21 protein-coding genes and 1 tRNA gene are annotated in these 21,994 nt (G+C 39.0%); 21 read left to right on the top strand and 1 reads right to left on the bottom strand.

Annotated features, from left to right (window positions below; translation table 11 throughout):
* Positions 1–66: 66 nt before the first annotated feature.
* The 8 genes from PYS62_RS04935 to glgB all read left to right on the top strand — a co-directional run bounded on the left by PYS62_RS04935 (position 67) and on the right by glgB (position 10,732).
* The gene (locus PYS62_RS04935; protein ID WP_066712444.1) at positions 67–621 is read left to right on the top strand and encodes a thioredoxin family protein; all 555 of its coding nucleotides are present in this window, start codon (positions 67–69) and stop codon (positions 619–621) included.
* Positions 622–823: 202 nt separating this feature from the next.
* The gene (locus PYS62_RS04930; protein WP_066712440.1) at positions 824–2,788 is read left to right on the top strand and encodes an ABC transporter substrate-binding protein; all 1,965 of its coding nucleotides are present in this window, start codon (positions 824–826) and stop codon (positions 2,786–2,788) included.
* Positions 2,789–2,869: 81 nt separating this feature from the next.
* Positions 2,870–4,351 carry an ABC transporter permease gene (locus PYS62_RS04925; protein WP_066712438.1) on the top strand — a complete coding sequence of 494 codons (1,482 nt, stop codon included), beginning with the start codon at positions 2,870–2,872 and terminating at the stop codon, positions 4,349–4,351.
* Between the two features lie 3 nt (positions 4,352–4,354).
* Positions 4,355–5,290, top strand: a complete 936-nt coding sequence (oppC, locus tag PYS62_RS04920; protein WP_066712435.1) for an oligopeptide ABC transporter permease OppC — start codon at positions 4,355–4,357, stop codon at positions 5,288–5,290.
* A gap of 10 nt (positions 5,291–5,300) precedes the next feature.
* Positions 5,301–6,374 carry an ABC transporter ATP-binding protein gene (locus tag PYS62_RS04915; RefSeq protein WP_066712433.1) on the top strand — a complete coding sequence of 358 codons (1,074 nt, stop codon included), beginning with the start codon at positions 5,301–5,303 and terminating at the stop codon, positions 6,372–6,374.
* Entirely contained in the window at positions 6,361–7,329 is a 969-nt protein-coding gene (locus PYS62_RS04910; protein WP_066712430.1) for an ATP-binding cassette domain-containing protein, read from the top strand. The genes PYS62_RS04915 and PYS62_RS04910 overlap by 14 nt, the downstream gene beginning before the upstream one ends.
* 77 nt (positions 7,330–7,406) lie before the next feature.
* Positions 7,407–8,483 (top strand): YitT family protein, encoded by a 1,077-nt coding sequence (locus tag PYS62_RS04905; protein WP_066712427.1) that lies wholly within the window; start codon positions 7,407–7,409, stop codon positions 8,481–8,483.
* A 113-nt stretch (positions 8,484–8,596) separates the two neighbouring features.
* A complete protein-coding gene (gene glgB / locus PYS62_RS04900; protein ID WP_066712424.1) occupies positions 8,597–10,732 on the top strand; it encodes a 1,4-alpha-glucan branching protein GlgB in 2,136 nt (711 codons plus the stop codon).
* Positions 10,733–10,843: 111 nt separating this feature from the next.
* Here the strand turns inward: glgB and PYS62_RS04895 are convergent.
* Positions 10,844–10,916 (bottom strand) — tRNA-Thr (locus PYS62_RS04895).
* A gap of 69 nt (positions 10,917–10,985) precedes the next feature.
* Here PYS62_RS04895 and PYS62_RS04890 point away from each other — a divergent pair.
* The 13 genes from PYS62_RS04890 to PYS62_RS04830 all read left to right on the top strand — a co-directional run bounded on the left by PYS62_RS04890 (position 10,986) and on the right by PYS62_RS04830 (position 21,977).
* Entirely contained in the window at positions 10,986–13,121 is a 2,136-nt protein-coding gene (locus tag PYS62_RS04890; RefSeq protein ID WP_066712420.1) for a ribonuclease J, read from the top strand.
* 187 nt (positions 13,122–13,308) lie between these two features.
* The gene (rpsF, locus tag PYS62_RS04885; RefSeq protein WP_066712417.1) at positions 13,309–13,599 is read left to right on the top strand and encodes a 30S ribosomal protein S6; all 291 of its coding nucleotides are present in this window, start codon (positions 13,309–13,311) and stop codon (positions 13,597–13,599) included.
* Positions 13,600–13,625: 26 nt separating this feature from the next.
* A complete protein-coding gene (locus PYS62_RS04880; protein ID WP_066712413.1) occupies positions 13,626–14,105 on the top strand; it encodes a single-stranded DNA-binding protein in 480 nt (159 codons plus the stop codon).
* A gap of 18 nt (positions 14,106–14,123) precedes the next feature.
* The gene (gene rpsR / locus PYS62_RS04875; protein ID WP_066712411.1) at positions 14,124–14,366 is read left to right on the top strand and encodes a 30S ribosomal protein S18; all 243 of its coding nucleotides are present in this window, start codon (positions 14,124–14,126) and stop codon (positions 14,364–14,366) included.
* A 256-nt stretch (positions 14,367–14,622) separates the two neighbouring features.
* Positions 14,623–15,594 (top strand): N(4)-(beta-N-acetylglucosaminyl)-L-asparaginase, encoded by a 972-nt coding sequence (locus PYS62_RS04870; protein WP_066712408.1) that lies wholly within the window; start codon positions 14,623–14,625, stop codon positions 15,592–15,594.
* Positions 15,595–15,637: 43 nt separating this feature from the next.
* A complete protein-coding gene (locus tag PYS62_RS04865) occupies positions 15,638–15,955 on the top strand; it encodes a PTS lactose/cellobiose transporter subunit IIA (RefSeq protein WP_066712402.1) in 318 nt (105 codons plus the stop codon).
* 16 nt (positions 15,956–15,971) lie between these two features.
* Positions 15,972–16,517, top strand: a complete 546-nt coding sequence (locus PYS62_RS04860; protein ID WP_066712400.1) for an RDD family protein — start codon at positions 15,972–15,974, stop codon at positions 16,515–16,517.
* A gap of 19 nt (positions 16,518–16,536) precedes the next feature.
* Entirely contained in the window at positions 16,537–16,866 is a 330-nt protein-coding gene (locus tag PYS62_RS04855) for a PTS sugar transporter subunit IIB (protein ID WP_066712398.1), read from the top strand.
* Complete coding sequence (locus tag PYS62_RS04850) at positions 16,860–18,203, top strand: PTS sugar transporter subunit IIC (RefSeq protein ID WP_066712395.1); 1,344 nt, start codon at positions 16,860–16,862, stop codon at positions 18,201–18,203. Before PYS62_RS04855 ends, PYS62_RS04850 begins: the two co-directional genes overlap by 7 nt.
* A gap of 29 nt (positions 18,204–18,232) precedes the next feature.
* Positions 18,233–18,757, top strand: coding sequence for a GrdB-related putative oxidoreductase (locus tag PYS62_RS04845; RefSeq protein WP_066712393.1), 525 nt, complete (start codon positions 18,233–18,235; stop codon positions 18,755–18,757).
* A 60-nt stretch (positions 18,758–18,817) separates the two neighbouring features.
* A complete protein-coding gene (locus tag PYS62_RS04840) occupies positions 18,818–19,828 on the top strand; it encodes a hypothetical protein (protein WP_066712390.1) in 1,011 nt (336 codons plus the stop codon).
* A complete protein-coding gene (locus PYS62_RS04835; protein ID WP_066712388.1) occupies positions 19,825–20,868 on the top strand; it encodes a M42 family metallopeptidase in 1,044 nt (347 codons plus the stop codon). The genes PYS62_RS04840 and PYS62_RS04835 overlap by 4 nt, the downstream gene beginning before the upstream one ends.
* Positions 20,865–21,977: a Sapep family Mn(2+)-dependent dipeptidase gene (locus PYS62_RS04830; protein ID WP_315574165.1), complete on the top strand. Its 1,113-nt coding sequence runs from the start codon at positions 20,865–20,867 to the stop codon at positions 21,975–21,977. Before PYS62_RS04835 ends, PYS62_RS04830 begins: the two co-directional genes overlap by 4 nt.
* Positions 21,978–21,994 lie beyond the last annotated feature (17 nt).

Below are 21,994 nucleotides of genomic sequence, written 5' to 3'. Positions count from 1 at the left end.
ACTACTAGTCAAAAATGCTTTGTGTGGCTAAAATATAAACTTAAATGTTTTTTTGGAGGAAAAAGTATGCGCAGAGTATTAAGTTTGATTAGTTCAGTTATTTTAACAGCTAGCTTATTGGTCGCATGTCAAAAAGTGGAGCCAGAGGTGGCGAATTATCGGGAACAAGTGAAGCAATTTGAAGCACTTGATTTAAACAGCCTAAAAACAAAAATTAAGGGTGAAGAGCAGATTTTAGTCTATGTTGGCCGTGAAAATTGCCCTTATTGTGTCAAATTGGTGCCCGAACTTTTGAACATGAAAGATAAACTAAATCTAAAATTTTACTATTTAAATGTTATTAAGACAAATGATGAGATGGATAAATTCTTTGACGATAACAAGTTAGAGTATGTTCCAAGTTTGCTTTATTGTGGTAAAGGTGAGGTCAACAACATTCCTTTGGACTATGACTATGTCAAAAAGCATGGTAGTTACAATACAGAAGAATTGACGGAGCAATTAAAAACAATTACTTTAGTCGAAAAAACTTCTGAAACTAAAACTGCTAAAACTGAATCCACCAAGACGGAAGCTACTAAAAATGAGCCAGCTAGCTCAAAAACAGCCGAAACAAAGTAGTGCCAACAGGCTTTATTTGTTAAGGCAAGCGCACATCAATATATGCTGATCTCAACAATTTGCCTAAGCTATTAGCTATTTTGTTACACCGTTTAGTAACTTTTGTCTAATTTATCTTTGAAAATTCGTTTAATGCTTGCAAGAAAGTTTTGAATTTATTAAAATTTCTACAATTATTTTGAAACGAAATAAGGAGGTAACTATGAAGAAACTATTAGCATCACTCATGGTCGTCACATTGACTTTGACAGCTTGCTCAACAGGCAGTGGCGATAAGGGAGCTACAAACAGCAACTTCAAGACAGATTCATTGGTCGTTTCTCAAGACTTTGAATTGCAGAAGCTTGACTATGTGGTAAGTGACAAGAACTCAGATGCAACATTTGCAGGTAACTGTATCAATACCTTATTGGAGAACGATCGAATTGGTAAATTGGTTCCATCTTTAGCTAAGGAATGGTCATCCAATGATGATAAGACCGTTTGGACATTTAAACTTCGTGAAGGTGTTAAGTGGTACACAAATACAGGTGAAGAGTATCCTAAGGAATTAACATCAGCTGACTTTGTCACAAGCTTACGTCACAGTGCTGATTTCAAGTCTAACATGAGCTGGTTACTCAAAGGCTTAATTAAGGGCTATGAAGAGTATTGCAACAGCAAATTAACAGACGAAGATTGGGCAAAGGTTGGTATTAAGACAGCAGATGAGCATACAGTTGTTTATGAATTAGAGAAGCCAACTCCATACTTCGACACAATGACATCATATTTAATTTTTGCTCCTATTCAAAAAGAATTCTTGGAGTCAAAGGGTGAAGGTTGTAAGTTGGGTAGCCCAGATCCTAAGAAGTGCGACTTCGGTACATCCGCTGTTGATTCAATTTTGTACTGTGGACCATATCTTTTATCTAAACATCAGGCTAAGTCAGAAATTGAACTTGTAAAGAATGAAAACTATTGGGATAAGGACAACGTTTCATTAAAGACTATTAAATATGTTTATACTGATGGTTCTGACCAATATGAAGGTGTCAGAGGTTTTGAGTCTGGTATCTATCCGCAAGCTAATTTGATAGCTTCTTGGAAAGACTATGATGTTTATCTAGAGAAGTATAAGAAGTACGCTTACTTGTCAGATCCTAACGCTAGTTGCTTTGGTACAATCTTTAACATGAACCGTAAGAAGTTCGAACATACTAACTATGCTCAAGACAAGACATTGCGTGAGAACACACGTAAGGCTGTTTTGAATGAGAACTTCCGTAAAGCTTACCGTGCAGCATTTGATGCAGTCGCATGGTTAGGTAGTAACGCACCTGAGGTTGTTGCTAAGGCTCAGATCCGTAACATCAACAACTTCCCAGAAGCAGGTACAAGTAAGAACGGTACATACTTCGAGTTGGTTGAACAAGCATACGAAAAATTAACTGGTAAGCACGTTAATTTGGCTGATGGTCAGTATCCATGGTTGAGCAAGGAAGAGGCTTTGAAGTATATTGAAGCTGCTAAGAAAGACGGTATTGTCTTCCCAATCCACTTGGATATTCCAGTAGCTGATACACGTAAGGACTTAGTCAATAAGGCTAACTCAATTGCTCAATCTGTTAAGGAAAACACTGATGGTCAGATCATTGTTGAACCTGTGTTAATGGATAGAGATACCTTGTCCAACGTTGCATTCCAATTGGGTACACCAGAGGAAGCAGATTATGATATTTCTACATTCTCCGGTTGGGGTCCTGACTATGCTGATCCTAAGTCATTCTGCGATACATACAGTGCTAAGACAGGCAATTACTTGAAGAACATGGGCCTTGGTGAGGGAGATAAGGACATGGAAATCAAGAAGCAAGTTGGTATGCTTGAGTATACTAAGTTGATTGAAGAGGCTGATAAGATCGTAGCTGATAAAGATGCTCGTTATGAGGCGTATGCTAAGGCTGATGCATTCTTGATCGATAAGGTATTCTACTTACCTAACTCACAACAGACTCGTGGTTTGGTTGTATCTAAATATGTACCTTATCAACGAGTATTCTCTCCATATGGTATTTCTAACGTTAGCTGGAAGGGTGCTAAGCTCCAACAATCTCCAGTTACAGCTGAAGAACATATGAAAGCATTTGAAGAATGGTCTAAAGAGCGTAGCGAAGCTGCCAAATAAGTAGTATCATTAGTATTCAGCACGAAGCTAGGGGTTGTGTCATATGACTCGCCCCTTGCTTTTATATCAAAGGGAGCATTTATGAAGAAGTATATTTTAACAAGATTGCTCAAATCCATTGTTGCAGTTTTTGTGGTTGTAGCAATTGTTGTTACCATGGTTTATACCTTGATACCTAGATCTAACATCTTTGCTAAAGATACGGTTATTACTAAGTTGACAGGTAACCAATTGTATCTTTATAAGATGAATGTCTTAAAAGAACTAGGTTATCAGACTATGTATACACAAGCTGAGATGTGTTCGATTAAATCGAAGAACTTCGAAGAATGTAAAAAAGCTGGTAGTGAAGAGTCTAAACGTGTAATTGCAGAATTTGCAAAGGAAGGTTATACAATTCATGAACTTGACTATGCTGATTCTATGCAAGGACAAGTCGTAGCATACCGCGAATATCGCGCCTATGAACTTATTTTGCGTTACTTAAGTAAATTAATCGTAGTTGACAACATATATAAAGTTAATGATCCAAATAACAAGGACTTGAAACGTTCTTATAGTTTGGGTGGTAATGCTGGCAACTGGGGTTTAATTTGTTCTGGTTGTGAATACAAGTATCAGTTATACTTCAACAAGCAATTCCCATTTATTCATCAAAATATTATTCGTTTAAATTTTGGTAAGTCATATCCAAGCTTCTCTGGTATTGATACATTAGAAGTTATCAGTACACGTCAAGGCAAGAACAAGCCATTCAAGCAAGTTTTGCCTTCAGGCAAGGAGATGAGCAGCCCAATTTTGCAAGATACATGCCGTTACAAATACACTCTAGATGAGCTTGACAAGGCTAAGTTTAGTGATAACTATGCAGATTGCAGATTGGCCTACGATTCACCATCTATGATTGAAACATCATACATTTTTGGTGTTTTGGCACTGATTTTGGCTTACTTGATTGCTATTCCTGCTGGTATTTCCATGGCGCGCAACAAAGGCAAGTTACAGGATAAGATTGGTATTGTTTATATCAACCTACTGATTGCAATTCCGTCCTTGGCCTTTATTTTCTTGATGAAATTTTTTGGCCACAAGTTAGGATTACCTGATTTGTTCCCACAACTTGGTTTTGGTAACATAAAATCTTATATCATGCCTATTGTCATTTTGGCTTTGATGATGACGCCAGGTATCATGATGTGGTTGAGACGTTATATGATCGATCAGTCTAATTCTGATTATGTCAAATTTGCTAAATCTAAGGGCTTGTCAAAGAAGGAGATTTTCCGTAACCATATTTTGAAGAATGCGATTATTCCATTCGTCAATGGCTTGCCAAGTTCAGTTATCTTAGCTATTTCTGGTGCTGTTATCACTGAGAGCGTTTTCTCAATTCCTGGCATGGGTAAGATGTTACCAGATGCTATTACAGCCGCTAATAACAATATGATCATTACCTTGACATTTATATTTACTTCGTTGTCAATTTTCTCTGTTATGCTTGGTGATGTTTTGATGACCATTGTTGACCCAAGAATTTCGCTTGATACGAAGAAAGGAGAATAAGCCATGACTGAGCAAAAGAATTTAGAGAATAAATTTAAATTTGTCAAAGTCGATGATTCGATTTCTGAAAAGATTGCTGCTCCGGAATATTCTTATTGGAAGAGTGTTTTCCGTAAGTTCTTTTCTTCCAAGTTAGCTATTTTCATGTCGCTTATTGTTATTGCGATTATCTTGACGTCAATCATTCATCCAATGATTTCACACTATGATCATTTGGATCAACGTTACATTAATGACCGTAGCATGCACTTCATTACACCTAATTCCAAATATTTGTTTGGTACAGATGATGTCGGCCGTGATTGTTTCGCTATGCTTTGGGCCGGTGCTAGAACGAGCTTGTTCATCGCTTTTAGTGCAACGATTATTACGAACGTTATCGGTGTTATCGTTGGTATGTTCTGGGGCTTCTCCAAGCGAGTTGATAAAGTGATGATTCAGGTTTACAACGTTATTTCAAACGTGCCATTTACCTTGATCGTCATGGTTATCGCATTCGTAGCTGGTGCTGGTATTCCACAGTTAATATTTGCCTTGTCTGTTACATCTTGGATTGGTGTTGCTTACTTCATTCGTGTGCAGGTTATGATAATTCGTGACCGTGAGTACAACTTAGCATCAAGAACATTAGGTTCTTCCACGACAAAGATTGTTATGCATAACATCTTGCCTTATCTGGTCTCTGTATTGGTAACATCTCTTTCCCGTGATATACCTTCCTTCATCTCATATGAAGTTTTCTTGAGCTTTATCGGTGTTGGTCTTACCCAAGCTGAGGCTTCATTAGGCCGTATTGTGCAAGAACATTCACTGTACATGCAATCTGCACCATATTTGTTCTTGATCCCAGTTTGTTTGACAGCTTTGATTTCAGTTTCTCTGTACATAGTTGGTCAGACATTGGCTGACGCCAGTGATCCACGTAACCACATGGTGTAAGGAGTAGGCTATGAGCGAAAAAAATATTATTTTGTCAGTTAAAGATTTGGAAGTTAAATTCAGAGTTCGTGACCGCGTATTGACAGCTATCCGTAATATCTCCTTTGATTTTGAAGAAGGTAAAGTCGTAGCTATCGTTGGTGAATCTGGTTCCGGTAAGTCCGTTTTCACCAAAACATTCACCGGTATGCTTGACATCAACGGTATGATTTCCAAAGGTTCAATCATCTTTGAGGGTGAGGACATTGCTAAGCTAAAGAAGGATGCTGAATGGGAGAAAATTAGAGGTAAGAAAATTGCCACGATTTTCCAAGATCCAATGACATCATTGAACCCAGTTAGAACTATTGGCTACCAAATTTCAGAAGTTATCATTAAGCATCAGAACAAGACTCCAGCTGAAGCTAAAAAGTTGGCAATTGAGTTGATGCAGCGTGTTGGTATCAAGAATGCTGAGAAGCGTTATGATGAATATCCGTTCATGTATTCTGGTGGTATGCGTCAGAGAATTGTTATTGCAATTGCACTAGCTTGCCGTCCACGTATTTTGATTTGTGATGAACCAACAACTGCTTTGGATGTTACAATTCAAGCTCAGATTATCGCTTTGATTAAGGATTTGGCAGAGGAATACAAGTTCACAACTATTTACATTACACATGACTTGGGTGTTGTTGCTAACGTTGCTGATACAGTTGCTGTTATGTATGCTGGTCAGTTGGTTGAATATGGTACGGTTGAGGAAGTCTTCTATGATTCACGTCATCCATATACATGGGGCCTCTTATCTTCATTGCCACAGTTAGGCGAAAAGGAAGATGAACTCTTTGCTATCAAAGGTACACCTCCTTCATTGTTCAACAAGATTAAAGGTGATGCATTTGCCCCACGTAGTAATTATGCGATGGAGATTGACTTTGAAGAGGAACCACCTATGTTCCAAGTCTCAGAAACGCACTTTGCTAAGACTTGGCTCCTAGATGAGCGAGCACCAAAGGTGGAAAAGCCAGAATTAATTCGTAATTTACATGAGAAAATGGTGAATCTGACATCAAAAGGAGGCGTTTACAGTGAGCGAGACTAATGGCGAGAGAGAAGTATTATTAGATGTTAAACATCTTGAAGTTACTTTCACTAACAATAAAAAAAGATTTAGAGCTGTTAAAGACTGTAATTTCCAAATTTACCGTGGCGAGACGTTTTCCTTGGTTGGTGAGTCAGGCTCTGGTAAGACGACAATTGGCCGAGCAATCATTGGTCTAAATGAAACTTCAGATGGCGATATTATCTACAAGGGTCAAAAAATCAATGGTAAGTTGTCAAAGCAAGATAGACATAGACTTGTGCGTGAAATTCAGATGATTTATCAAGATCCAGCAGCTTCATTGAATGAGCGTGCGACAATCGACTACTGTGTTGCTGAGGGCTTGGATAACTTCAAGCTTTACAAAGACAAGGAGGAGCGTAGCCGTAAGGTTGATGAAGCACTTAAAACTGTTGGCTTGTTACCTGAACATAAGTCACGTTATCCACATGAATTTTCAGGTGGTCAAAGACAGCGTGTTGGTATTGCCCGTGCGATGGTTATGGAACCTGATTTCATCATTGCCGATGAGCCAATTTCAGCCTTGGACGTTTCAATTCGTGCTCAGATTTTGAACTTTATGAACAAGTTCAAGCGCGAGAAAGGCTTGACCTATCTCTTTATCGCCCATGACTTATCAGTTGTGCGTTACTTCAGTGATCGGATTGCGGTTATTTTCAAGGGCAGAATTGTTGAGATTGCACCAACTGAAGAATTGTTTGCATATCCTTTACATCCATACACACGTTCACTTTTGCAATCTGTGCCAATGCCTGATCCAAGAATTGAGAAGTCCAAAGAGCTTGTTGTGTATGATGAAGAGGGACGTGACTTTTCTGGTGAGAAACCTAAGTTACGGCATATTAGAGAGAATCATTTAGTGTTTGCTAATGATCGTGAGATGGCTGAGTATGAAGTGAAATTACAAGCCATGGAGAAGGAACGGCAAAAATAACTAATATTTGTTTTGCTGTGTTTAAAATCTGTTGACAATTTTGGCAACAGATTTTTTACTTGTCGAAGGAGAACAAAGTGGATAATTTCAATCGTGATTGTCGCTTATGTGCGAGCGATGCTGATCAAGTCGTTGCTAAGATCAAAGAGAACCTAAACGAGAAAAAACCAGCTTACAGCAGTTTACGCTCGAAGTACGCTAAAGATGGCGAAAAAGCTGGGCATAAATTATCGTTCAATAGTTTCTTAAATTACTTACGTGGTCAGGGCGTGAAAATTAACGAACCTGATAAAGCTAAAAAGCGTAAAGAGTTAATCAAAGATTATGCCTTAATCAATCTCGGCACTTTGATTATGACCATTGGCGTTTGTTTCTTTAAGTTCCCGAACAATTTTGCTATGGGCGGTGTGACTGGTTTTTCAGTTGTGTTTGCCAAATTAGTGCCTAGTATTTCAGCTGAGGCGACGACAATTGTGTTGAATTTGCTCTTCTTAGCTATCGGTTATATTTTCCTTGGCCGCAGCTTTGGCTTCCGCACAACTTATTCAACTTTGCTTATGAATATACTTATTGTTATCTACAAGAAGTATTTTTATTTGCAACATCCACTGACTAACCAACCGTTATTGGAATTAAGCTTTGCAGTGCTTTTACCTTCAATTGGTGGCTCACTGTTGTTTTATGCTAATGGCTCGTCTGGTGGCACTGACGTTTTAGCTATGCTTTTGAAACGCTACAGCAGCATTAATATTGGTAGTGCCTTAGTTTATTCTGACTTCTTCATCACTTTTAGCTCATTCTTAGTCTTTGATATTCAGACAGTTCTCTTGTCAATTTTGGGTATGTTGGCACGGGGCTCAGTTATCGATACAGTTATGAATCAGTTGACCTTGTCCAAATACTTCATCATCGTGACTACTAAACCAGGTATTATCGGCGACTATATTACGTTAGTTATGCATCGTGGTGCTACGCGTATGAAAGCTGAAGGCTACTTTACTGGCCAGGAGCAGTCAGTATTTATTTGTGCTGTAAGTCCTTATCAAGCTGGGTCGATGATGCGGCAGATTCGTAAACTCGATGAGCATGCATTCATTTTGTTGACATCAACCAATGAGATTTTGGGTAAAGGCTTTAAGGAAAATATCCATTAAAAATATTAATTTTTTATTACTCAATTTAACAGCCTGCGCTTGCGTAGGCTGTTTGTTTTTATAGTCAATCTGCTATAATTGTATTAAATTCCTGCTTGGGTGGTGAGAAGCTTATGGATCAAGCTTATTTGTTTAATATTGGGGAAAACTTTGAAAGTTACAATTTCCTAGGTGCACATAAGAGCCGTGAGAATGACCAGGATGGTTATAATTTTCGCGTGTGGGCACCTAATGCACAACAAGTTACAGTTTTTGGCTCGTTTAATGGTTGGAACAAATTTGAATATTTCATGCACAAAGATTGGGCAACTGGGATTTTCTCTTTGTTTATTCCTAATCTAGCTCCTTGGACACGATATAAATATTGTGTGCAACAACAGAATGGCAATTGGGTTGACAAGAGTGACCCATTTGGATTCCATTTTGAAGAGAGACCTGGCACGGCTACGATTTTATCTGGTGAAGATGATTATCAGTGGAATGACGCTGATTTTTGTAAGAATCGTAAGGACGCTTTGGCCGCTCAACCTTTGAACATTTATGAACTTAATATCGGTAGTTGGATGAAGCACTGGGATGGCAATTTTTATAGCTATCGTGATTTAGCACAGCGTTTACCTGAGTATGTGCAAGAGATGGGCTACAATGCAGTTGAGTTCATGCCTGTTACGGAATATCCATTGGATGCTTCTTGGGGCTATCAAGTAACTGGCTATTTTGCTGCTACATCTCGTTACGGTACACCGAATGACTTGAAGTATTTGGTTGATTGCCTGCACCAAAAGGGCATTAAAGTTATCTTTGACTGGGTGCCAGCACATTTCCCTAAGAATGAAGTAGGCTTAGCGCGCTTTGATGGTACACCGCAATTTGAATATGCTGATGCGCTTAAAGGTGAACAGCCAAGTTGGGGTACATACATCTTTGATTTCGCTAAACGTGAAGTCCATAGCTTCCTGATTTCTTCAGCTAATTTCTGGATCAAAGAGTTCCATGGCGATGGTATCAGAGTTGATGCTGTTTCAGCTATGTTATACCTAGACTTTGATAAGCCAAATGGTAGTGTCCGTAATATTTATGGCGGCAACGAGAACCTTGAAGCTATTGAATTCTTAAGGCGCGTTAATTCCATTTTGCGTGATCGTTATCCATATTGTTTGTTGATCGCTGAGGAATCAACAGCTTATCCTGGTATTACTAAGAGTGCTCAAGAAGGCGGATTAGGCTTTACACATAAGTGGAATATGGGTTGGATGCACGATACTTTAGACTATTACAGTCTTGATTATCTCTATCGTGTCTATCACTACCATATGTTGACATTCTCGCTTACCTACGCATTTAGTGAGAATTTTGTCTTGCCATTTTCACATGATGAAGTTGTCCATGGCAAGAAATCTATTTTGGGTCGTCAGCAAGGTGACTTGTGGCGACAGATGGCAAGTGTACGTTCCTTGTATGCATGGCAGATTGGTCATCCAGGCGCTAAATTGAACTTCATGGGGTATGAGCTAGGTCAATTTGCCGAATGGAACTTTAATGAGCAATTGGATTGGCATTTGTTGCAATATGAGCATCATGCTAAATTACATAATTACATTCGTTGCTTGAACCATATTTATCTCAATGAACCTGCTTTATGGACCAAGGAGCATGACTGGTCAGGCTTCAAGTGGTTACAGGTCAACGATGCGAAGAATTCTGTCTATGCATATGCTCGTTTTGCTAATAAGAAAGAAGATACGCTTGTGTTTATTTTCAATAACACACCTGCTGTATTGGAGCATTACAAGCTTGAATTGCCATATTATGGTCAATATGACGTTATCCTAAATTCAGACGATTCTGAATGGTTCGGTTCTCAGAACTTAGATGATTTTAAGAGTTTACAAACATCAACTTTGACTGAAGATATTGCTGCTAAGGATTATGCCCAGACTAAGAAAGAATTTGACAAGAAATTGGCTAAATTCTCCAAAGAGCATGCTAAGATGCAAAAGTCGTTAGCTACGTTAAAGGAAGAATATCTTGAGCTTTTGCACGAGCAAGCTAACTACGGCAGGTTGCTACCTATGAGCTTGGATGAAGTGAAGAATTTGCATTATCCAGAGCTAAAGTATTACAATTTACCTGACTTAGCAATGTCTGAACTACAAGAATTGACAGCCCCATATGCTAGTACTGAGTTGACTTTGCCACCGTTGTCAGTCTTAATTTTGAAATACAAAGGCGAAGCTAAAACTGATTAGATTCAGTAGCTTTTGAAAAGAGTAGAAGAAGTGTGATGGCTAAGTCAGCTAGATGAAATATCAGTGTAGACTTAGTCATTACTTTATATTGAAATTTTTGGGTATAAAAAGAGCTGGAAATCAGAATCGAACTGACGACCTACTGATTACGAATCAGTTGCTCTACCGACTGAGCTATTCCAGCAAAATAACACTAGTAAACATTATATTTAATTTTGTAACCTTGTCAAACTGCTAGAAAATGGAGAATTTAATGACACAAACAACAGAAAAAAATAAAGAGAGAGCTATTCCGAAGCAAAAAAGCAACAAAAAACATAGTTCCCAAGCGAAAAAAGAAAGTCCAAAAACGTTAAACAAACAAATGAGTAAAAAGCAGGCTAAGTCTGATTCGAGTGATAAAACATCAAGTTTGGGTAAGGCTTTGCGGGCTGCTAAAACTAAATTGCAGAGCGTTATCATGCCTAAACGCGGTATTAGTAGAAATAGGCAGGGACGCATGAATAGCGTCAGAATTACTAAGCAATATCTGCCTTCCAAAGAAAAGCTTAGAGCTAGTAAGCGTGCTAAATTAAAATTACGCCGACCTAACTTGTCACCCCAGCTAGAATTCCTGAAAATTGCTGATAGCGAACCTAATTTCAATACCTACGAAAATCGTTTTCAGCGCATGATGTCTGTACAGACACCAAGATCAATTAGCAAAAAATTACCTAAGGCACCGAAAGATGCGCTTAAAGTAATTCCTTTGGGCGGACTTTGTGAAATTGGTAAGAATTTGACTTGCTATGAGTATGGTGATGAGATCATTGTCGTTGATGTGGGCGTGAAGTTCCCAACTGAAGATCATCCAGGCATCGATTCTGTCTTGCCTAATATGCAATATCTATATGAACACAAAGATAAGGTCAAGGCGATATTCATCACCCATGGCCATGAAGATCATATTGGTTCAATTGCCTGGTTGATGGAGAAAATTCAAGCCCCAATTTATGCTGGAGCACTTGCTATCAAGTTGATTGAGAAGAAATTACGCGAACGCAATTTAGTGACAGCTTGTCAAGATTTGCATGCTTGCCAAAGTGGTGATGTAGTTAAAGCTGGTAAGTTTTCAGTTGAGTATATTCATGTTAATCATTCAATTGCGGATGCTTTTTCGTTAGCTATCTTTACGCCAGCTGGTACTGTTATTCATTCAGGTGACTTTAAAGTCGACTTCACACCTATAAATGGACAAGCTATTGACTTACAACGCTTTGCCGAGCTTGGTAAGGCGGGTGTTTTATTGTATATGTGTGAAAGTACCAATGCCACAAAGAGCGGATATACCATGTCAGAGAAGACAATTGGGGCCTGTTTTGATGATTATTTTAGAGAGGCAAAGGGCCGCATCTTTGTAGCTACTTTCTCTAGTAACGTTGATCGTGTGGCACAGGTTGTGGCGGCTGCTGAAAATTACAAGCGCAAAGTCTGTTTGTTAGGCAGATCGATGCAGAGTGTCTTTCAAGCAGCTTACGATTTAGGCTATATCAAGGTCAAGCAGGATACAGTAATTGATTTAAGAGCAATTAATAAATACAAGCCGGAAGAGCTTTGTTTCATCATGACAGGCAGTCAAGGTGAGCCGTTAGCTGCTTTAAGCCGTGTTGCTTATTCTGAACATCCAGCCATCAGCCTCAAAGAGGGAGATACGGTAATTTTGAGTTCATCACCAATTCCTGGTAACGAACGTTCAGTTGTACGGGTGATTGATGAATTATATAAGCATGGCGCTAATGTTATATATAATCAATTAAATGATGTACACGTTTCAGGTCATGCTTCCAGAGAAGAACTTAAACTGATGCATACCATCATTCAACCTAAGTACTTTGTACCAGGACATGGTGAATATCATATGTTATATGAGCATGCAAAGTTGGCACATGAATTAGGGCAGAACTGGGCTAATATTTTTATCATGCATAACGGTGACGTATTAGCACTCAAAGATGACTTTGCCGCTATTACCGGTTATGTACTTGGCAATGATGTCTTGATTGATGGTAGTACGCGTACTTTAGCTAATACCAAAGTCATTCAAGAGCGGCATAGCCTAGCTGATAAGGGCTTAATTACTTTAACTTTCGCTGTTAATATGAAAAATGGTGAGTTAGCTAGCGATGTACAACTGAAAACACTTGGCTTTATTTTTGAAACTGATAAAGAGATTGAAAGTAACTTTAGAAAAATGATTGCTCGTCAAATTCAGCAGACTAAGAAGGCAGGCAAGCCACTACCAACTTTCTTAGCTTCAGTTAGCTTCAGACAAAAGTTACTATCGTATCTCAGACAAAAGACAGGTCGTGAGCCAGAACTCATGATCAGTATTGTGCATGTAAATGGCTAATTTATAATAGCCTATATTTAGTAGGTAATTACAGGCGAGAGATTGAAATTAGTTTGAACTAATTATTAGCAGAGCCCGATTTTGCTTGTAATTTTATTTAAAACTGATATACTAAACAAGTTATATGCGCCACATAGGCGCCCTCACCTAATTTTTATTAGGTCAAAGTCCGAGAGGAGGTGAAGTCATGGATCGTAATTATGAGTTGATGTTTGCTTTGATTCCAACTTTGGATGAAGAGACATTGCAGAAGACTGTTGAAGATATTGAAACTTTGGTTAGTTCTAATGCAACAATCACTTCTAAAGATGCAATCGGTAAGCAACGCTTAGCATACGAAATCAATGATCACAAGGAAGCTTTCTACTATGTTGTTAAATTCCAAACAGCTAATCTTGAGCATCCGAAAGAGATTGATCGTTTGTTGAAGATTAATGAAGCAGTCTTGCGTTTCATCATCGTACGTGAAGATAAGTAAGCAAGACAAATGGAGGCGTAGCCGGCATGAATAAAGCTATTTTGATGGGTAGGTTAACTAAAAATCCAGAACTGAGACAAACTCCGAATGGTGTGTCTGTAGTTTCTTTTACATTGGCGGTTGATCGTCGTTTTAAGTCACAGAATGGCGAAAGAGAGACGGATTTCATTCCGATGATTGCTTGGCGCCAACAGGCAGAATTTATCGCTAAGTATTTTAAGCAAGGCTCGAAGATGGTAGCTGTCGGTTCGATTCAGGTCCGTAGCTATGATAAGAATGGTGAACGCCGTTATATCACAGAGATAGTTGTAGATGAAGTTTACTTTGCAGAGAGTAAAGTTGCTTCTTCTAATAATAACTATGGTGGCGATACAGCCAACAAGCCTCAGCCAGCTGTTAGTCAAGCTAGCAACAAGCCACAGGCTAACGATGCTTTTGATTTGGATGATAGTGATGAGTTCTTTAACGTCTCGGGTAGCGATAATACACTGCCCTTCTCATTATAATTAGTTAAGGAGTTTAATATGGCAGAAAATCGTAGTTTTCGTCGTCCACATCGTGTACGTAGGAAAGTTTGTCAGTTCTGTGCTGATCATGTAGAAGTCATTGATTACAAAGATGTCACTACATTGAAGAAGTTCATTACTGAATCTGGCAAGATTTTGCCACGTCGTAACAGTGGTAATTGCGCTAAACATCAGCGCCCATTGGCAGTCGCTATTAAGCGTGCACGTTTTATGGCCTTGTTACCATTCGTTGGCGAGTAAGGTTATTTACTTTAGTAGATGATAAGGAGCAGCAATTTATTAGCTGCTCTTTTTTATACCCTTATTATGCTTTATAATAAGGTACATTAGACATTAAGCACGCATGTCAGCTTTCTAAATTCTAAGAATTTTGATTTAATTTGAGAAAACCAAAAATACTCAAAATCCCCGTTCAAATTTGCACAAAATATGTGCAAATACTTGCAAAATAATTAGCCAATCGGTATAATTTAGAGCGAGAAAAGGAGAAAGTTAGATGTGGGCGATAATTGGAACTTGGAGAATGGCTTTAGAAGGTATTACTAAAGCATGTGCCGAACTTGCTGAAGGTGAAGATGCTGGCGAAGCTATCGAAACTGCAATCAAAGAGACTGAGGATTATCCTTATTTTAAGTCTGTCGGGTATGGCGGTTTACCTAATGAGAATATGGAAGTTGAGCTTGATTCAGGCTTCATGGACGGTAATGATTTAACCGTTGGAGCTGTTGGAGCATTACGTGATTATGCAAATCCAATTGCCATTGCTCGACGTTTATCTTTTGAAAAATATAATAATGTGTTAGTAGGCGCAGGAGCTGAAGCCTATGCTCATAAATTTGGGTTTGAGCGCAAAAATATGCTGACACAGCGTGCAAAGATTCACTATTATAACCGTTTGAAGAAAGAGAATTTGGCGCAACAGGCATCAGTCTTAAAACCATATATTGGGCATGATACTGTCGGTATGGCTTGCTTGGACAAACAAGCCAAAATTTGTGTCGGTACTTCTACCTCTGGTTTGTTCATGAAACGAGCAGGGCGTGTTGGCGATAGCCCTTTAGTTGGATCTGGCTTCTATGCTGATTCAAGAGTTGGCGCTGCTACGGCGACAGGTCTAGGCGAAGACATTATGAAAGGTCTTGTGTCTTATGAAATTGTTCGACAGATGGAAGCTGGTTTAACACCACAGGCAGCTTGTGAGCTAGTAGTTAATCGCTTAGATAAGCGTCTACGTGAAATTAATCATGGCACAGCTGGCGATATTTCAGTTGTAGCATTGAATAAGCATGGAGAATATGGCGTAGCAACCAATATCAACAATTTCTCCTTTGTTTATGCTTCATCTAAACAGGCAGCGACTGTTTATGTCTGCAAGGTGGAAGAGGGTCATACAACTTATAAAGTTGCCAGTGAAGAGTGGCTGGAAGATTATATTCGGACGCGTACGGCACCTTTGGAGATGTTATAAAATATAATAAAAAATAATAAAATATTTTTGGGAGAGTTAATTTATGGACGATTTAGAATTGATTTTTTGCCAGATTATAGCTCAAGCTGGAACAGCTAAATCTAATTATATTGAGGCGATGCGTTGTGCGCGTGAAGCTGATTTTGCCAAAGCTGAGAGCTTGATTAATGAAGCAAATCCTGCTTTTATGAAAGCGCATGAAGCACATCGTGAGCTTCTTGTAAAGGAAGCTGATGGCGAGAAGATTCCTTTTTCTTTGCTGTTGATGCACGCAGAAGATCAGTTGAATTCAGCTGAAATTTTCAAAACAATCAGTGAAGAAACATTAGCTACGATGTGCACATTGCTAGCTAAGAAGTAGTTAGTAGGATCAACTTATGCAAGGTGGAATATTGCTTAAGCGTCTTTTAGCTTTCGGATTAGATTGGTATTTATCGGCGATTTTTTTGAACTTAGGTTCGCGCGGTTTAGCTTTTAGCTTAGGTGTGGGGGATAGTAATGGCCAAGTTGTTAGATATACAACTACATATCTACTTTTAGAGATGTTATTATGCCTGCTTGTTGCCTTTGCTTATTTCGTTTTAGTTCCACATCTATCCAAAAGAGCGCAAACACCGATGATGATGTTGCTTAGGTTAGAGATAGTTACATTAAATAACGAATGTAAGCCAAGTTTAGTTACGTTGGCTCAGCGCTATCTCGTGACTTTTTTTTTATTGGGTTATTTAAGTAGCCAATTTTCGTTATTCATCTTTGATTGGCGGATGCTATTAGCCAATTATGATACACAATATGTTGCTAATTTTTTAGTTGTAGTAAGCGGCGTTTCTTTGATCGTTTCAGCTTATTTAGCTCTAAAAAGTAAAGAATTCAGTGGCTCATTGCAAGACTATTTAGCCAAAACTAAAGTTTGTCAGCTTTGAACAAGGAAGGGGGAGAAAAATGAAAAGGATTTATTTGTTTTGTGACAATGCCATGTCGACAAGCTTGTTAGCTTCTAGAATGCAGAAGGTAGCTGATGCTAACAAATTGCCTTTGGAGGTCAAAGCATTTTCACAAACTCAGCTTGAGGAGATTATCACACAGTACAAACCAGATGCTGTGTTATTAGGACCTCAAGTTAAGCACATTTATGAAAAAGTGCAAGAGAAATATGGTTGTTATGGTATGCCAATTTTCGTTATCGATCCTGACGATTATGGTCAGATGAACGGTGAGCGCGTCTTGAAGCGTGCTTTATTGGCAATTAAGAAAGGAACAGCAAAATGTTAAAAGAACTTGACCGTATATTAGGTCCTATAGCTAACTCATTGTCCAAAAACAAGGTCTTGAGCGCCATTCGTGATGGTTTCATGGTTTCTGTGCCAGTTGTGATCGTCGGCTCAATTTTCTTGTTGATTTCCAATTTCCCAATCAATGGCTATGAAGAATTCATGGCTGGCATCTTTGGTGCTGATTGGTCATCCTTCCTTGGCCGTGTAACAACAGTTGCCTTTGACTGTGTTTCTTTGATGGCTGTTTTGTCTATCGCTTATTGCTATGCTAGCGAATTAAAACTGACAAATAAGATTGCAGCTGCCTTGGTTGCTTTGGTTTCATTCTTGATCATTACACCACAGGCTCATCCTAATTTTGTGAATGAGACTAGCAAGGCTTTCCGTGGCTTCTCATTCAGCAATTTCGGTACAGCTGGCATTTTCTTGTCAATGTTGGTCGCAATTCTGTCTGTTAGAATTTTTGCCTGGGCTTACAAGCGTAAGTTAGTCATTAAGTTACCTGATGGTGTGCCACCGGCAGTTATGGATTCATTCGCCGCTTTGATTCCAGCTGCAATTGTTATGGTGATTTTCTTAGCTATCAGCATCATTTTCAATTTCACATCTTATGCCTATGCTCATACCTTTATTTATCAAGTATTGCAAGCTCCATTGGTTGGTTTAGGCAAGAATAATTTGTTTGAAGTTATCTATCAGTTCTTGTCAACCTTGTTCTGGTTCTTCGGTATTAACGGCCCAGCTGTTACAAATACTATCTTTGGACCTATTCATAAGGCTTTAACTTTGGAAAACTATGAAGCTGCTCAAGCTGGCTTAGCTATGAAGAATATCTTCACCGCTGGTTTCTCAGACTTCTTCTGTAACTTTGGTGGTGGCGGTTCAACCTTAGGTCTAGTCATCATGATGGCCTTTATTGGTAAATCTAACCGCATTAAGATGCTCGGTCGTTTGTCCTTACCATCAGCTATTTTTGGTATCAACGAACCAATCATCTTCGGCTTGCCAATTGTGTTGAACCCATTGATGTTAGTACCATTCATTTTTACACCAGTTATTAATACTGTTATTTCAATGGTTGCTACTTTGGTTGGCTTCATTCCAATCACTTCTGGTGTGCAATTACCATGGACTACACCAATTTTCTTCTCAGGCTATCTCGTAACAGGTACATTTACAGCTGTTATTTTGCAAGCTGTGCTCCTTGTAGTTGATATGGCTATTTACTTCCCATTCTTGAAATTACTTGACAAGAAGTATTTGGAGGAAGAACAACTTAATGCAAATAAGACTGATGAGTTAGATGATCTATCATTCGATGATCTAGCTGTATGACTTAAGTTGGATTAAGTGAAAGGTTGATTATGCGTGTTGTATTAATTTTTGATCAAGGTTTGGCTGGTGCAGGGGGTAAAGGTAACCCTAATGTCGGCTTGACCTTAGCTAAGGGCGGAGTTGGCTCCGCCCTGATGCTAGAACCTCATCTTCAAAAAGTTGGTGCTCAAGTTCTAGCTACTTTGTATTGTGGTAACCAATATTTTGTCGAGCACGAAACAGAAGTTGTGCAAAAGTTGACAGCTATGGTTAAGAAAATCAACCCTGATGTGGTTGTCTGTGGTCCCTGCTTCAATTTTGCCGATTATGCTAAGATGTCAGCTTTAGTTACTGAATCTGTGCAGACTAATAGTGAAATTCCAGTTGTGACGATGATGGCAGCTGAGAATGATGATTTGATCACTGAGTTCAAAGACAAGATAGCGATTATTAAGATGCCAAAGAAGGGCGGCGTTGGTTTGAGTGATAGCTTTGATAATCTAACTACCTGGCTTGATTACAAACTTAATCACCCCGACAAGCTAGCTCAGCTTGAACAAGACATCTGCTATTAGCAAAACGAAAACTGCTTATAGGCAGTTTTTGTTTTATAAAGAGAATAAGAGGTAAGTGAAATGCTTGATGAATTAGCAACGATTTATGCGATTAATTCTGTCTCAAGTGCAGAAAAACAATTGCAGCAATATCTTTCTGAAAAATATTCAGAGCTTGGCTATCAAATTAACAAGGACGGCTTGTATTCTGTTTTTGCAGAAACTAACAAGGCTGACAAAGAACTGGAGAAAGTACTTGTTGCTTGCCCAATGGATGAAATTGGGTTGATGGTTGAGCGTGTCTTTCCAAACGGCAGACTCAGCTTTGTCTGTTTAGAAGCGCAGTCGCCGGCTGTTTTATTAGGCCAGCGAGTTCAAATTTTAGCTAGAGATGGTAGCTTGTATCCAGCTGTTATTTCAACTGATTGTAAGCTTTTAGAGCATGTGCCAGCTTCAGTTAAAGAGAGCGATCTGTTTATCGAGTTATGCGATCCAAGTGATTCGAAAAAGATTTTGCCAGGTGATTTAGTTAGCTTCGCAAGTGAATTAGTTGAAACAGATCATACATTTGTTGGTCGTTCGTTAAATCAAAAAGTCTTACAAGCTGTCGAACTTGAATTACTAAGGGAATTACAAGCTACAACTTTGGACTATCAGTTATCTATCGGTGCTGTAGCTCAATCGACAGTTGGCTTCAGAGGTACTCAGACAGCTACTTATGTGACAAGACCTAACTTAGCTATTGCTTTAACAGCCTTTGAGGCCCATGGCTCCAAATCAGGTCTTGACTTAGGTTCAGGTGTAGTTGTGTCTTGTTATGATCGCCAGATGTTGCCAGATCATCAGTTGTTGGATTATGTTACCTCTAAATATGCTGTCCAACCTTATTTAGGCTTGCTAGCTAACGATGGTTCATTTATTCACAAGACTTTGAGTGGTACACCAACTTTAGCTTTGGGTATCGTTATGCGCAATTTGGGCACAGCGAATGTCGTGGCAGATAAACGCGATATTAAAGCCTTGGTGAATTTCCTCAAGCATTTCTTATTGGAGCTTGAGCTTCACAAAGTAGGGAGGCCATTTAACGTATGAATCTCAAAATGTTAGAGGAAGTATCAAGTGTGCGTGCCATTTCTAGCAGGGAAAGGCATATGGTTGAGTACCTTAAACAAAAATTAACGAATTATAAAATAGATGGTTTACATTGCGTGATTGCATGGCCAGAACAAGAAGATGCTAACTTACCTAAGTTGATGTTTTGCACGCATCAAGACGAAGTAGGCTTCATTGTGGAAGAAATTTGTGGCCGTTTCTTACGCTTGCATCCATTTGGGAGTATTTGGCCACATCTAGTTGTTGGTGATTTATGTACCTTGGAGACAAGTGATGGGCGTGTTTTAACAGGTGTAATTTCAAGTCCATCATCACATGCTATGCCCGAAGCTGACAAAAAGTACACAGTTAAACCTGACTGTATTTATCTTGATTTAGGTATAGATGCTGATGATGTCACGAAATTAGGTATCAAAATAGGTGATATGTGCTGCCCAAAGGCTGATTATATGCCGCTTGCTAATCCGAAATATGTTTTGAATAAGGCCTTTGATGATCGAAGCGGTTGCTATGTTGGCTTAGAAGTTTTAGGGCAAAAATTGCCACATGAAAACAATTTGTATTGGGCTTTTTCTTCGCAAGAAGAGCCAGGTCTAAGAGGCGCGAGAACAGTTACTGATATGGTTAGACCAGACCTAGCCTTTGCTTTAGACGCAACTTTAGCTGGTGATACGCTGTTTGATGATAATGGCGTCACTTTGGGTGGCGGTGTTATTCTCTGTTGCATTGATTCTAATACTTTGCCCAATCGTAGCTTATTGAAATGGGTAGAGGGCTTATGTAAAAAGCATAATATCAAATATCAATATTCAGTTTTCAATCGAGGCGGTACAGATTCAGGTAATATTCATAAGAGTTTGGGTGGTATCGTCAATATGTCTTTAGGTATTCCAGCTCGCTATATGCATTGCAATCATAGTGTTGTCAATACCGATGATTTAGCAGCTTGTATTGAGTTATGCTCGTGGATTATTAAAGAATTTAAAGCAAATACATTAGAGGAGATTTTGAAGTTATGATGATTGATGAGATTAGAGCTGAATTAGAGCGCTTATATCCCCAATTAATTGCTGACTATAAGAGCTTGATTCAAATTCCAAGTAAAAAAGCGAAAGCTGAGCCTAATGCACCTTATGGTCCAGCTTGTAAGCAGGTTTTGGATAAGGCCCTTGAATTATGTGAACGCGAGGGATTAAGTACCGGTAATGCTGATTATCATATGGTGTATGGTCAGTATGGCGTTGGCGAAGATTATGTGGGAATGTTCTGCCATCTTGATGTAGTTGAAGAGGGCGTAGGCTGGCAGTATCCACCATACGCGGCTCAGATTGTTGATAATCGTATGTACGGCCGTGGTGCGTTGGACAGCAAAGGTCCATCTATGGCAGCTTTTTATGCTTTGCTGATTCTTAAGAATTTAGGCGTTGTGCCTAAGCGACCAATTAGAATCATCTTTGGTGCAGATGAAGAAAGTGGTATGTCGGATATTGAGTATTACCTAGAGCATGTCAAAGCACCTGTTATGGGCTTTGTGCCAGACAATAAGTTCCCAGCTATCTATGGTGAACGTGGGCGTGCAATTGTTGAAATTACAGGTCCAGCTGATGTGTTTACAGAATTTTACAACAAGTATCTCTTAAATCTTGATGGTACAGGTAAGAGCTTGGGCGTAAGTTGCAAAGATGAACACTTTGGTCAGATGGTCGTGCGTGGGGTACGCTTAGTTAATACAGCTGAGGGCATTGGCGCAAGATTCAGTCTATCAACTCCAGTTTGTGATATTGACGCTTTAATTGAGCAGTTAAAGCAGACGGCTAAAAAACTTAATGTCAAACTTGTCCACTTCGATAAATGGGCCTTAAAGAATCCACTTTCAACAAATGCCATTGTTTTACAAGCAGCTTATGATGAAGTGATGCAGACAAAGACAAAGATGACGACAACAACTGGTATGACTTATGCACATAAGTGCGAAACTGTCATTCCATTTGGTCCATCCTTCCCAGGTCAAAACGGAATTGCGCATTTGCCAAACGAATGGTTTGATCTAGCTGATCTTAAAAAGTGCATCGAAATTTATGCTTATGCTTTGTATAAGCTGAATGAAGTAGAGACGATTGTACCTTAGAATTTGGAGCTTTAGTG

This window comes from Amygdalobacter nucleatus (assembly GCF_029167365.1).
Classification (GTDB): domain Bacteria; phylum Bacillota; class Clostridia; order Saccharofermentanales; family Fastidiosipilaceae; genus Amygdalobacter; species Amygdalobacter nucleatus.
This window is presented reverse-complemented; position numbering and strand designations above follow the sequence as displayed.